This window comes from Stutzerimonas marianensis (assembly GCF_022810315.1).
In the GTDB taxonomy this organism is placed as follows: domain Bacteria; phylum Pseudomonadota; class Gammaproteobacteria; order Pseudomonadales; family Pseudomonadaceae; genus Stutzerimonas; species Stutzerimonas marianensis.
On the sequence record NZ_JALGRD010000009.1, the window covers coordinates 41,288 to 54,209 of the forward strand.

Here is a 12,922-nt window from a genome sequence, read left to right on the forward strand (position 1 = left end):
AGAGGAGAATATCGATGAGGCTGCTGCATACCATGCTGCGGGTGGGTGACATGGAGCGATCCATCGCCTTCTACACCGAGGTGCTGGGCATGACCCTGTTGCGCCGCAAGGACTACCCCGAGGGCAAGTTCACCCTGGCTTTCGTAGGCTATGGTGACGAGGCGCACAACAGCGTGATCGAGCTGACCCATAACTGGGGCGTCGACACCTATGACCTGGGTAATGGCTACGGCCATATCGCTTTGGAGGTCGAGGATGTCTACAAGGCCTGTGAGGACATCCGCTCGCGTGGCGGCAAGATCACACGCGAGCCCGGTCCGATGAAGCACGGCTCGAGCATTCTGGCGTTCATCGAGGATCCGGACGGCTACAAGGTGGAGCTGTTGTCACCTTCACGTAACGACTGATCCGCGAGACGAAAAAGCCCCGGTTCGACCGGGGCTTTTCGCAGCGACATCAGGGATCAGATATCGAAGTCGAAATCGTTGAGTTGCTTTTGCAGCCTGCGTTCTTCGAGCAGGTTGTCGATGATGCGGCGCTTGGTCAGGTTGGTCTTGGCGACTTCGACCGGAGCGTCGGTAGTATCGTCTTCGTCATCGCTGACGAAGTCGTCTTCAATCTGAATATCTTCTTTCTCGGACACTTGTCTGTACTCCACGGCAAAGGCGCGCTGATGGCGCACCTTATAGCGGCAAAAAATCGGCCCGTAAAAAAGATTTTTTCAATCGTACGATAGATTTCCAGAGCGCCTGCTCAATCGTCAGAGGTCTTGTGCTTGTACTCGCAAAGGTCCTCGATCCGGCAGCTTCCGCACTGCGGCTTGCGGGCTTTGCAGACGTAGCGTCCATGCAGGATCAGCCAGTGGTGGGCGTCGAGCAGATACTCCTTAGGTACGAACTTGACGAGCTTGCGCTCGACGTCCAATACGTTCTTGCCCGGTGCGATGTTGGTGCGGTTGGCTACCCTGAAGATATGGGTGTCGACTGCCATTGTGAACTGACGAAAGGCGGTGTTGAGCACGACGTTCGCGGTCTTGCGGCCAACCCCAGGTAGGGCTTCGAGCGCTTCCCGGTTGTCCGGCACCTGGCTGCCGTGCCGTTCGATGAGGAGGCGGCAGGTCTCCAGCACGTTCTTTGCCTTGCTGGGATACAGACCGATGGTCTTGATGTAGCTGCACAATCCCTCATAGCCCAGCGCGTAGATGGCCTCTGGCGTATTGGCGACGGGGTAGAGCTTGGCGGTGGCCTTGTTGACCCCGACATCTGTCGCCTGTGCCGAGAGGATCACAGCGATCAGGAGTTCGAAGGGAGTGCTGTAGGCCAGCTCGGTCTTGGGTTCGGGGTTGTCTTCGTGAAAGCGGCGGAAGATCTCCCGGCGTTTTTCAGCATTCATCGAAACGGCTCCAGGCGCTGAAGGGTCGCGAGGGAAGGCGAAGAGGCGGGTGCGGGTTGGGCCGACGGGGTTGCGCCACTGTCGCTGGCGTTTCGAGCATCACTCGATCACGCCCGTCACACGTACACGTCGGCTTTGCGTTGGCATGTCCGGTTGGCTGGCCCTGGCGCGTTCGGCCAATCGCTCGTCGATGCGGTTTTTCAGCGCGATCAACAGGCCGAGCACGATGAAGGCACCCGGCGGCAGGATGGCAAGCAGGAAGCCCTTGTAGTCACTCACCAGGGTGATCTGCCAATCGGCGGCCACGGGTCCGAACAGCAGCTGCATGTTGGCGAAGAGCGCACCGGTACCAATCAGCTCGCGCGCGCCGCCCAGCACCAGCAGCACCAGGGCGAAACCCATCCCCATCATCAGGCCGTCTAGGCCAGCGACCAGCGGGTTGTGCTTGGCGGCAAAACCGTCGGCACGACCGAGAATCACGCAGTTGGTGGTTATCAACGGGATGAAGATGCCGAGGATCTGGTAGAGCTCGTAGGTGTAGGCCTGCATCAGCAGTTCGATACAGGTCGTCAGCGCGGCGATGATCATGACGAAGGCCGGCAGGCGCACCGCGGTATTCACCACACCCCTTACCAGCGATACGGCAATGTTCGAGCAGAGCAGCACCATGGCGGTTGCCAACCCAAGCCCGAGCGCGTTGACGGCCGAGTTGCTGACGCCCAGCAGCGGGCAGAGGCCAAGTAGCTGAACCAGCGCCGGGTTGTTCTTCCACAGGCCGTTGATGCTCAGTTCACCAAAACTGGGGTTGCTCATCGGGTTTCATCTCCCTGAGGGCGCGGTGTGGCGGCCCGGCTGTCGTCGCGGGCCCCCGCATCCCCGGCGCGGCTATGCGTGGTCACTTCGTCGGGCTGCGCCTCGTCCTGCAGGGCCTGCTCGGCCGTGACGGGGCGGGTCGTGGCCTGAAGGAGTGCCTGCTTGTTGGCGTCGAAATACCGCAGGGCGCGGTGCACGGCGCCGACCACGGCGCGCGGGGTGATGGTCGCCCCGGCGAACTGATCGAAGTCGCCGCGGTCCTTTTTCACCGCCCAACCAGCATCGCCCGGATCGGCCAGGGACCGATCCTCGAAGCTGCGGATCCAGGGGCTCTTGGCCAGTTCGATCTTGTCGCCCAGCCCCGGTGTCTCCCGGTGCGACAGGACGCGAACGCCGGCGATACGCCCGTCGGCGCGAATGCCTACCAGCAGTTGGATGGCCCCACTGTAGCCGTCTGGCGCGATGGCCTGGAGGATCACCGCGCTCGGCTGGCCGTCCTTCATTGCGATATAGGCGGGCAGCGGATTGCGAGTGCCCAGCAGCGGGTCGTGCAGCTCGAGGGCGTTATCCAGCAGCTGGTTGTCATAGCTGTCTCTCGGCAAGACCTCGTTGAGGGCACGTAGTTGCGCCGCCCGCTCGGACGACTGGATGCGCTCGGCAGTGAACTGCTGCAGCAGTGTCACGCCGCCCACGGTAACGATGGCGAACAGGCCGAGCACCAGGCTGTTCTTGAACATCGAGCGGCTGATTTCCGGGAGCATCATGTCATTCGCCCAGCTTGAAGCCGCGCTCGGCCTTTCGATGTCCGTAGGTGCGCGGGCGCGTGTAGTAGTCGATGGTCGGTGCGCAGAGGTTCATCAAGAGCACGGCAAAGGCCACGCCGTCCGGATAACCGCCCCAGGCGCGGATCACGTACACCAGGACGCCCACGCCCGCGCCGAAGATCAACCGGCCACGTGTACTGGTAGCACCGCTGACCGGATCGGTGACGATGAAGAAGGCGCCAAGCATGGTGGCGCCGCTGAGCAGGTGAAACAGCGGTGAACCATGGCTGTCGGAGCCCGAGCCATTCCAGAACACCAGGCTCATCAGCGCGAGCGCCGCAAGCATGCCCACAGGGGCGTGCCAGCTGAACAGGCGCTTGTGCAGCAGAAAGAGCCCTCCGGCCAGAAAGGCCAGGTTGACCACTTCCGAGCCGATGCCGCCGAAATGACCGAACGCCGGATTGGCCCAGAGTTCGTCGATGGTCAGGCTGTTGTTCACCTTGAGCACATCGAGCGCGGTGGCCTGCGCCCAGCCGTCCGGGAGCGAAGTGACACCCAGGATATGTTGCAGCCCGGCACCAAGGCCTACGGCGTGGGGGATCGGCCAGGTGGTCATTTCCACCGGGAAGGACACCAGTACCACGACGTAGCCGATCATGGCCGGATTGAAGGGGTTCTGCCCGAGCCCGCCGTAGAGCTGCTTGCCCAGGAGGATCGCAAAGGCCGTGGCGATCAGCGTCAGCCACCACGGGGAGTAGGGCGGCAAGGCCAGCGCAAGCAACACGGCGGTGACCAGTGCGCTGCCGTCGCGCAGGAAGAAGCCGACAGGACGTTGACGAAGCTTGAGCACGCCGGCTTCGCAGGCGAGTGCAACCGCACTGGCCCAGATCAGGTTGATCAGCGTGCCGGCGCCGTAGATCCAGGTCAGCGCAGCTACTCCGGGTAGCGTCGCGGCAAGGACCTGCAGCATCACACGCTGCGTGCGATTGCTGCCTGTGGTATGCGGTGAGGTGATGCGTGGCAGGGCCATTGGCTCTCCGTGAGTCCTCGAGGGCGCCGCGTTGCAGAGCACGGCGCCCGTGGTGACAGCGTCAGGGACGCTGCGCCTTACGAATGGGTGTGTTCCTGTAGTTTGCGCTCGGCTTCCTCGAGTCGCGCCCTGGCTGAGTCGATGGCCTGTGCCTCGCTCTCGGCGTCGCGCTCGAGCTTGCGCAGGTCGGCGCGGGCAAAGGCGAGCTCGGTCTTGAGCGCGCGGGTCTGCTCGTCCACCGGACGCTTCTCGGTACGTATACGTTCTGGTACGGGTTTGCCGCAGCTATCCTCGGCGTCATGCAAGGCCTGCTCAGCCGCCGACAGAGCCGCGCGCAAGTCGGCCAGCTGGGCTTCGTCGGCGCCTGCCTTTTCTGCCTTCTTCAATTCGGCGCGCTTCATCGCCAGCTCGATCTTGGCCTTCTTCAGTGCTTCGGTTCCGGGTGTCGCAGCAGGCTTGCCAGCGGCTGGTGCGGCTTCGGCCAGGGTTGCCTCGACGGCGGTCAGTTGAGCCTGCAGGCGGGCGAATTCGGCGTCCTGGCTGGCGTCTCGAGAATCCAGCTTTTCCAACTTGCGCACCTGGGCGCGCAGCATGGCGGCTTCGATCTTGGCCTTCTTCTGCGCGTCGTCGCCTGGCTGGGCTGGCGCTGGAGGGATTTCAGCCGCTGTCGCTTGCTCCAGAGCGGCCTGAGCCTTGGCAGCCACTTCCCGTAGCGTGGCGACCTGTTGTTCCAGATCGGCTGTGGCATGGGCGGTCAGTTGCTTTTCCGCTTTCTTCAGCGCGACCTGGGCCATGCTGGCCTCGATCTTGAGTTTCTTCTGCTGCTCCGTTAGCCCGGCCTTCTGCACCTGGGGGGCCGGATCGTCCTGGCTGGGCACCGAACGCGTCTCCGCCTGCGCGGCCTTGGCTCGCGCGGCCCGTTCTGCTCGCGCCTTGCGATCGGCCTCCTTCTGCTCTTCGGCGCGGCGCAGGCGTTCCTGGCGCCACTCGAAGCGCTGGCGGGAGTGTTCGGCCTTCTGCTGCTTTTGCTCCAGCGCACGAATCTGGCCCTTGGCGGCACGGTAGTACTGCACCAGCGGAATGCTCGACGGGCAAACGTAGGCGCAGGCGCCGCATTCAATGCAGTCGAAGAGGTTATAGGCCTTGAGCTGATCGTGCTCCTGCCCGAGCGCGAAGAAGTGCAGTTGCTGGGGCAGCAGGGAAGCCGGACAGGCCTCGGCGCACTCGCCGCAGCGGATGCAGGGTAATGCGGCTGGCGGTGGCGGCAGTTCCGCCAGGGTAGCGGCGAGCAGGCAATTGGTGGTTTTGACCAGCGGTACCTCAAGCGATGGCAGCGTGAAGCCCATCATGGGGCCACCCATGATCAGGCGATTCAGCTTGTGGTGATCCAGCCCGGCAAGGGTCAGCAGATCCGCGACCGGCGTGCCGATCAAGGCCTCCACGTTCATCGGACGCGCCAGAGCCTCCCCGGTCAAGGTGGTGATGCGGGAAATCAGCGGCCGGCCCAGCAGGACGGCATCATGAATGGCAACGCAGGTCCCGACGTTCTGGCATAGCACCCCGATGTCAGCCGGCAGGCCTCCGCTGGGTACTTCTGCGCCCGTAAGTATCTGGATCAGTTGTTTCTCACCCCCTGAGGGGTATTTGGTCGGCATCACCCTGAGGCCATAGGTGCGCTCGCCCAGCGCCTCGCGCACGGCAGCGACGGCTTCCGGCTTGTTGTCCTCGATACCGATCAACACCTGTTCGGGCCGAATCAGGTGAGCGAGGATGTCGATGCCGATCACCAGCGCCTGTGCCTTTTCGCGCATCAGCAGGTCATCGGCAGTGATGTAGGGTTCGCATTCGGCCCCGTTGATGATCAAGGTCCGGATAGGTTGCGCCGGGGCTCCACTCAGTTTGACCGCGGTCGGAAAGCCCGCGCCGCCGAGTCCGGCAATCCCGGCCTCGCGAATTCGCTCAAGCAGGTCGTCGGCCTGCAGTAGCCGGAAATCGGCGATTGGCCGCAGCGGTGCCCACGCATCCTCGCCATCGCTCTCGATCACGATGGCGTCGGCCAGCATCCCCGAGACATGCGGGTAGGGCTGTGGGCCGATGAAGCTGACGATGCCCGAGGTGGGTGCATGCACCGGCGCGCTGACGTAGCCAGTTGCCTCGGCGATCTTCTGCCCCTTGAGCACCCGGTCACCCACACCGACGCAGGGCTCGGCCGCGCCACCCAGATGCTGGGACAGCGGCACGATGAGCTGCCTTGGCAGGGGCGGATGCTGGATTGGCGTGCGGTTGGATAGCGTTTTGCGCTCCGGAGGATGAATGCCGCCGTGGATGTCCCAGAGAGTTGCTGCGTTCATGCGGCGCGCTCCCGGTCACTGGCGATCAAGCGGCCCGGCGCCAGCGGGCGCTCCCAGTTCCAGCCTTGCAGCGGTTTGCCCAGTTCCACCATGTCGATGCAATCCACCGGGCAGGGCTCGACGCAAAGATCGCAACCGGTGCACTCGGAAATGATCACGGTGTGCATCTGTTTCGCCGCACCGAGGATCGCGTCGACCGGACAGGCCTGAATGCACTTGGTACAGCCGATGCACTCGGCTTCGCGGATGTAAGCCACTCGCGGGGGGAGCTCGCCTTCCGCGGCATCGAGAGGTTCCGGCTCGACATCGAGCAGGTCGGCCAATGCCTGGATGGTCGCCTCGCCACCGGGTGGGCATTTGTTGATCTTGTCCCCTCCGGCGATGGCCTCGGCGTACGGCTTGCACCCGGGATAGCCACATTGGCCGCATTGCGTCTGCGGCAGCAGCGCGTTGATCTGCTCGGCAATCGGATCGCCCTCGACGCGAAAACGCACCGCCGCGAAACCGAGGATCGCGCCGCACACCAGGCACAAGGCCAGTAAGGCCAGGACTGCAACCAGCACGGCGCTCATAGCTTGATCAGCCCGGAAAAGCCCATGAAGGCCAGCGACATCAGGCCGGCCGTGATCATGCCGATGGCAGCGCCCTGGAACGCGCGAGGGACGTCGGCGATGGCGATGCGCTCACGCATGGCGGCGAACAGCACCAACACCAGTGAAAAGCCCAGGCCAGCAGCGAAACCGTTGGCTGTCGCGGTGAGGAAGGTGAACTCGGCCTTGTTGGCGTTGAGCAGCGCCACGCCGAGGACGATGCAGTTGGTGGTGATCAAAGGCAGGAAGATGCCGAGCACCCTATAGAGCAGTGGGCTGGTCTTGTTCACGACCATCTCTGTGAATTGCACCACCACGGCGATCACCAGGATGAAGCTGATGGTGCGCAGAAATTCCAGATCCAGCGGTTGCAGCACGTAGCGCTGAACCAGATAACTGCACATGGCCGCCAAGGTCAGCACAAAGGTGGTGGCCAGCGAAAGGCCGATGGCCGTTTCGATCTTCCTGGAGACACCCATGAACGGGCACAGCCCGAGAAACTGCACGAGCACGAAGTTATTGACCAGAATGGCGCTAACCATGATCAGGGCAAGTTCGGTCATTGAGGGGTTCCTGTGGCGCTCGCGCTGAGCCCTAGGCTAAAAGCCCGCTATTATCGGGGAACCGCTGTCAGCCATACAAGCCGCGGCGGCCAGCGGCTGACATATATGGAAAAGAACCGGTGGTCCGCCCCTTTCGAGTTCGGCCGCGACCTGTGGTCTGATGCGAGGAGGCCGTCGCCCGCTGCGCCGGCCATGGGAGGTGTTCGATGAACATTCGAATGATGCTGGTCGCGGTAGGCCTGGGATTGGCAACCCAGGCATCGGCGGACTCACGTGGGGGCGTCTGGGTCTATCAGCCGGATGGAGGAAGTTACCGGGTGGAGTCGGGGCCTCGTGTCTACGACCCCCGCAGCCCGTACTCCAATTTTCCTCAGTATCGGCAGAACCTGCCGCCGCGCATGCAGGGGCAACTGCCCCCGCGCTATTACGATCGCCACCGCGGTCATGATGGTCGCGGTTGGAACCGCGACCGCCGTTCCGACTGGAAGTCTCACGATCGGCACGGGCGTTTGGATCGCCCCCAGCGCTGGCACCGCGATGACGGACGGCGCCACGACAGGCCACCGGTGCGTGACTACCGTGCGTTTCAGCAACGCAGCTACGGTGGCGGTTATCGACGCTGATCGTGAATGCTGGCGGGGCCGCCAGGTTATCTAGCGGCTGCGCCAGCGAGGTTCGCGCTTTTCCAGAAAGGCGTTGACGCCCTCCCGGGTGTCCTCGGCTTCGAACAAGTCGACGAAGGCTTCCCGCTCATCCGCCGCGAGCGTGGCGGGACCCCGCACCTTCATGGCGTCGATCAACGGCTTGATCGCACGCACGGCGACAGGGCTTTGCCGCGCCACTCGCGCGGCCATCAATAATGCATGCCCGCGGGCCTCGCCGGGTTCCACGACCTGTTCGACCAGACCGATGCGCAGGGCAGTGTCCGCTGTCAGTCGCTCGCCGCACAGGACCATCCGCTTCGCCCAGCCTTCGCCGACCAGCCAGGCCAGTGCCTGGGTGCCTCCGGCACAAGGGAGCAGCCCGACCGAAGCTTCTGGCAGGCCCAACTGAGCGTGTTGCTCGGCGATGCGGATATCACAGGCCAGGGCGCATTCGAGCCCGCCACCCAGGGCGAATCCATTGATCGCGGCAATGGAGACGCCGCGGAAGGCACGGAGCGCTTCGAACGCCTCACCGAGGCGACGTGCCATTTCACGTGCGCGGTTGCGATCACCGTCGGCAAAGAGCTTGAGATCGGCTCCTGCGCTGAAGAAGGTGTCGCCCTGGCCGCAGATGACCAGCGCATAGACATCGTCATCGCGGTTCAGATGCTCGACGAGGAGCTTGAGGCCGATCAGGGACTCGCGGTCCCAGGTGTTGGCCGGCGGATGATTGATGGTAATGAGCGCTGTATGCCCGTGCTTCTCGACGGTCAGTTTATGCGTGAGATCGAAGACGCCGGGTTTGTAAGGCTCGACTGCTGTGTTGCTCATGGGGCCTCCTGGACAGACGAATGCGTTCGGGACACAGCTATCAGAATCCCGAACGGCGCGCAGGTTGCAGAGCGCCTGGCTGGCGCACCGACTAGCGGTTGCCTTTCAGTCTAGTCGGTCAGAGACGGGCGCCATGTGACGTGCTGAAGCAGGCGCGAGTGCGGCAGCCGGCTACCAGGGGTATGGAGCCGGCTGCGCTGGAGTCACTGCAGTGCCAGCTTCTGGCCGCCTGCGGTGCGCTCCAATTGCCATTGGGCGTGGGAGGGAGCGGCTTGCTCCCCGGTGAGGCGATGAACGATCTCGAAGTAGTCCTGCTTGAAACGGTCCTTGAGCACCTCCTCGCGCGGTTTCACACGCACCGCGTACACGGTCTGCACGTTCTGATGATCGAAGGCGCGCCATTCCTGCTCGTCTTTCAATAGCCTGTAACGGTGGCCCTCGAGCGCAGCTATGACCTGTTCACTGTTCAGGCTGCGTGCCCGGGTGGCGGCATCGGCCCATTGGTAGACGATGCTGTAGGCCGAGGCGGCTGAGCTGGAGGGGTGGGTCTGATAGCGTTCGTCGAAGTTCTGCACGAATTGCTTGCCGGCCTCTGAGCCTTCCAGCTCAGGCACTCGCCATGTCCAGGGCTCGGTGCCGAGTACGCCGCGCATGATGTCCGGACCGGCGGTTTCGATCATGCTCTGCGTCAGGTTTGGCACGGCGACCTGCATCCGCTTGTTCAATCCCATCTCGTCGGCGATGCGCATGGCGCGCACCATGTCTTCGCCAAACAGCACAAGGACGAGAACTTCCGCATCGCTGGCGGCCGCTTGGGTTAGGGCGTCGCGGTAGTCCGACAGCCGGGCGCCCGGGAACGCTGTCTTCAGGCCGGGATGGCGGGCGCTGTCCTGCGTGCCGGTGGCCTGGCGCAGCGAGCTTTCACTGGTATGGCCCCAAGTATAGTCGGACGTGATGTAGAAGTAGCGCTTGTTCGGCAGGTGCTTGTTCAGATACTCGCCCAGCACTTTGGCGCTCATCCAGGCGTTGTTGCACTCGCGGAACATATACCGGTGGCCATCCTTACCGGTCGTGTCATTCGAGTAGGTAAGGGTGCCGAAGTACAGCAGGCCTCGTTCCCGGGCGCGCTTGCCGGCCGCAATGGCCACTGCGCTGGAGGCGCCACCGAATAGCATGACCGCACCTTCATCGGCCAGCTTGTCGACATTGGCAACGGCTTTCTCGGGCCGTGAAGCAGAGTTGCGGCTCGACAGCCGCAGCGGCCGGCCGAGTACCCCGCCCTTGGCGTTGATCTCGTCGATGGCCAACAAGGCCCCGCGCATTTGCGCCAAGCCTTCTTCCTTGTAGCTCCCGGTCCGGGGATAGTTGAGGCCGAGCGTTATGGGATCGGCGGCTTCGGCGCTCAGGCACAAGCCCAACGCCAACGCCAGAAGGGTCGTCCGTTTCATTACAGTGATCCTTGTTGTATTTGTTTTATTGGCGCCGCTTTTTTACCGCGAGGTGCGGCATTTCGTCACTCTTTAATTAGTCGTAGACGAATTGCGGTTCGCTTGCCGTGCGGCGGTCCGCAGAATGGAGCGCTTGGGTCGGCCCGAGTGGCTCCCTGGGGCCTCAGCGTCATCTGCATTGACGCCGCGCCGGGCATTCCTTAGGGTTCCGCCCTTGTCAAAGGGGGCCACCATGAGCGATGACGACCGCATCAAACTCGAGCCAAGCTGGAAAGCGGCGCTTCGGGATGAGTTCGCTCAGCCCTACATGCAGGCGTTGAGTGCTTTCCTGCGTCAGGAGAAAGCTGCCGGCAAGATCATCTACCCGCCGGGGCCACTGATCTTCCATGCCCTCGATTCCACACCGTTACCGCAGGTCAAGGTGGTGATTCTCGGCCAGGATCCGTACCACGGGCCGGGTCAGGCTCACGGGCTATGTTTCTCCGTGCAGCCAGGCGTGCCGGCGCCGCCGTCATTGCAGAACGTTTTCAAGGAGCTCAAGCGTGACTTGAATCTGCCGGTGCCTCGCCACGGCTATCTACAGCACTGGGCGGATCAGGGAGTGCTGCTACTGAATACCTCGCTCACGGTCGAGCAGGGCATGGCGGGATCGCATGCGAAGGCGGGATGGCAGCGCTTGACCGATCGGATCATCGAGGTGGTCAGCGAGTCGCGCCCGAGCGTCGTGTTCATGCTCTGGGGCGCTCACGCGCAAGGCAAGGCGAAGCTCATCGATGCGACCAAGCATCTGATGCTCAAGTCGGTACATCCGTCGCCGTTGTCGGCACATCGGGGCTTTATCGGCAATAGCCATTTCAGCCGCGCCAATCAGTTTCTAACCCAGCAGGGAATGACACCGATCGACTGGCGATTGCCTGAGCAGGTGTGAAGCGGGCCTCAAATCAACCGAAGCCCGCTTCCGGTCTGGCAATTACTGCTTGCTGCCATGCTTGCTGGCCAGCTCCTGGGCATGTTTCAGGTGCTCCTCCAGCTCGGGCAGTGTCGACTCTGCGAACTGCTTGAGTTGGGCGTTCTCCCCATCCTCGACATATTCACGATACAGCTCGATCGTCTGTTCGTGCGCGACGACCTGATTATTGGCGTATGCCTGATCGAAGTTTTCTCCGTCACGCAGCTTGAGAATCATGGCCTTGGCCTTGTCCATCAGCGTGGCTTCGTCGGAGATCTCCAGATCTTCATGTTGACCGGCCAGTTCGGCCAGTTTCTGATTGGACTTGGTATGATCGTCGATCATTTTCTGGGCAAAGCTTTTCACGTCTTCCGAGGTGCCCTTGTCCAGCGCCATGCGTGCGGTTTCGATTTCCGCCATGCCCTTGGCTGACGCCTCGTCGACGAAGTTCTCGCCGTCAGCGGCGAGCGCAAGGTTTGCAGCTACGCCGAATAGAAGAGCTGTCGTGCCGGACCATAGTGTCTTGTTTGCTCGGATCATGTGCGTTCTCCTTCAGAGACCTGACCTCGCTCGCGGGTGCAATGTGCTTCGCGAGCGGGTGCGGCAAAAGCGCCGTCTATTTTGTGACTGGGACCGAGTCGTGGCGGTTCCAGTGCTCCGGCGAGTGGTCAAGGAAAGACGAAGAAACCGAGTCGGGCTTACTGCAGCATGCTCATCGCGGCGTCCATTGCAGCGGACAAGTCCTCGTCCTCTTGCAGCAACGAGCTCGGGTCCAGCCCCAGCTTGTCGAATGCTGGAATCTCATTCCAGTCGAGCTGAGTGAAGGGATGTGCGCTGCCGATGTAGCTTTGCAGCGTGGCAACTTGAACGATGTCGACGTAGTCGACCTTGTCCGATACGCGGGTGAAGTCCAGGTGCTGACCGGGAACGATGGCGATGGCCTCCGGAAACTCCCAGGTGCGCAGGATTTTCTCGCCCAGCATCGGATGGATGCGATCGATGACGTGGTTGAGGCTGATCGAGTCGCTGAGCAGTGCGCTGTGCTCCTCGGCATAGGTCAGGATCGGCAGGATGCCGATCTGGTGGACGAGGCCGGCCAGCGTCGCCTGGTCAGCGGGGAGGCGCGTGAAGTTGCGGCACAGTACGTGGCTGATGGCGGCAATTTCGGTGCTCTTGTTCCAGACCTCCCGCATCTTGCGATCAACCACGTCCGTGGTGGCCTGGAACATCTGCTCCATGGCGAGACCGGTCGCCAAATTGGAGGTGTAGTTGATGCCGAGGCGACTGATCGCCATCTGCAGGTCGTTGATCTCGCGGTTGGTGCGCAGCAAGGGGCTATTGACCACCTTGATGATGCGGGCCGTCAACGCTGTATCGTTGCCAATCACCTTGGCCAGCGTCGGGATGCTCACGTCGGGGTCTTCCGCAGCCTCGCGTACACGCAGGGCAACTTCCGGAAGTGTGGGCAGAACAAGCTGGTCGTTTTCGATCGCTTGCATCAGCTTCTGCTGGACTTTATCGGCGAGGGTACTCATGTCGTTCCTTTA

At 62.6% G+C, this 12,922-nt stretch carries 15 protein-coding genes; 3 read left to right on the forward strand and 12 right to left on the reverse strand.

Annotation, left to right across the window (positions count from 1 at the left end; translation table 11 throughout):
* The first annotated feature begins 14 nt into the window (after window positions 1-14).
* Complete coding sequence (gloA, locus tag MST27_RS16240) at window positions 15-407, forward strand: lactoylglutathione lyase (RefSeq protein WP_243606989.1); 393 nt, start codon at window positions 15-17, stop codon at window positions 405-407.
* 56 nt (window positions 408-463) lie between these two features.
* On the opposite strand, the gene MST27_RS16245 is transcribed toward gloA, so the two are convergent.
* The 8 genes from MST27_RS16245 to rsxA form a co-directional block, all read right to left on the reverse strand.
* A complete protein-coding gene (locus MST27_RS16245; RefSeq protein WP_243606990.1) occupies window positions 464-643 on the reverse strand; it encodes a PA3496 family putative envelope integrity protein in 180 nt (59 codons plus the stop codon).
* Between the two features lie 110 nt (window positions 644-753).
* Window positions 754-1,392 carry an endonuclease III gene (gene nth, locus MST27_RS16250; protein ID WP_243606991.1) on the reverse strand — a complete coding sequence of 213 codons (639 nt, stop codon included), beginning with the start codon at window positions 1,390-1,392 and terminating at the stop codon, window positions 754-756.
* A 99-nt stretch (window positions 1,393-1,491) separates the two neighbouring features.
* Window positions 1,492-2,205, reverse strand: a complete 714-nt coding sequence (locus MST27_RS16255) for an electron transport complex subunit E (protein WP_243606992.1) — start codon at window positions 2,203-2,205, stop codon at window positions 1,492-1,494.
* Window positions 2,202-2,969, reverse strand: coding sequence for an electron transport complex subunit RsxG (rsxG, locus tag MST27_RS16260; RefSeq protein WP_243606993.1), 768 nt, complete (start codon window positions 2,967-2,969; stop codon window positions 2,202-2,204). Before rsxG ends, MST27_RS16255 begins: the two co-directional genes overlap by 4 nt.
* Window position 2,970: 1 nt before the next feature.
* Window positions 2,971-3,999 (reverse strand): electron transport complex subunit RsxD, encoded by a 1,029-nt coding sequence (gene rsxD, locus MST27_RS16265; RefSeq protein ID WP_243606994.1) that lies wholly within the window; start codon window positions 3,997-3,999, stop codon window positions 2,971-2,973.
* Window positions 4,000-4,076: 77 nt separating this feature from the next.
* Entirely contained in the window at window positions 4,077-6,350 is a 2,274-nt protein-coding gene (rsxC, locus tag MST27_RS16270; protein ID WP_243606995.1) for an electron transport complex subunit RsxC, read from the reverse strand.
* Entirely contained in the window at window positions 6,347-6,922 is a 576-nt protein-coding gene (rsxB, locus tag MST27_RS16275) for an electron transport complex subunit RsxB (RefSeq protein ID WP_243606996.1), read from the reverse strand. The genes rsxC and rsxB overlap by 4 nt, the downstream gene beginning before the upstream one ends.
* Window positions 6,919-7,503: an electron transport complex subunit RsxA gene (gene rsxA, locus MST27_RS16280; RefSeq protein WP_243606997.1), complete on the reverse strand. Its 585-nt coding sequence runs from the start codon at window positions 7,501-7,503 to the stop codon at window positions 6,919-6,921. Before rsxA ends, rsxB begins: the two co-directional genes overlap by 4 nt.
* A gap of 206 nt (window positions 7,504-7,709) precedes the next feature.
* Between rsxA and MST27_RS16285 the strand changes: the two genes are divergently transcribed.
* On the forward strand, window positions 7,710-8,126 hold the full coding sequence (locus MST27_RS16285; protein WP_243606998.1) for a hypothetical protein: 417 nt from the start codon (window positions 7,710-7,712) through the stop codon (window positions 8,124-8,126).
* Between the two features lie 30 nt (window positions 8,127-8,156).
* Here MST27_RS16285 and MST27_RS16290 read toward each other — a convergent pair whose 3' ends face one another.
* Together MST27_RS16290 and MST27_RS16295 are read right to left on the reverse strand one after the other, a co-directional pair.
* Complete coding sequence (locus MST27_RS16290) at window positions 8,157-8,978, reverse strand: enoyl-CoA hydratase (RefSeq protein ID WP_243606999.1); 822 nt, start codon at window positions 8,976-8,978, stop codon at window positions 8,157-8,159.
* Window positions 8,979-9,181: 203 nt separating this feature from the next.
* Window positions 9,182-10,426 (reverse strand): substrate-binding protein, encoded by a 1,245-nt coding sequence (locus tag MST27_RS16295; RefSeq protein WP_243607000.1) that lies wholly within the window; start codon window positions 10,424-10,426, stop codon window positions 9,182-9,184.
* Between the two features lie 232 nt (window positions 10,427-10,658).
* Between MST27_RS16295 and ung the strand changes: the two genes are divergently transcribed.
* Entirely contained in the window at window positions 10,659-11,354 is a 696-nt protein-coding gene (gene ung, locus MST27_RS16300; protein WP_243607001.1) for a uracil-DNA glycosylase, read from the forward strand.
* A 42-nt stretch (window positions 11,355-11,396) separates the two neighbouring features.
* Here the strand turns inward: ung and MST27_RS16305 are convergent, their stop codons facing one another.
* Both MST27_RS16305 and MST27_RS16310 read right to left on the reverse strand, forming a co-directional pair.
* Window positions 11,397-11,915, reverse strand: coding sequence for a DUF4142 domain-containing protein (locus MST27_RS16305; RefSeq protein WP_243607002.1), 519 nt, complete (start codon window positions 11,913-11,915; stop codon window positions 11,397-11,399).
* Between the two features lie 158 nt (window positions 11,916-12,073).
* Window positions 12,074-12,910 (reverse strand): HDOD domain-containing protein, encoded by an 837-nt coding sequence (locus tag MST27_RS16310; protein WP_243607003.1) that lies wholly within the window; start codon window positions 12,908-12,910, stop codon window positions 12,074-12,076.
* Between the last annotated feature and the right edge of the window lie 12 nt (window positions 12,911-12,922).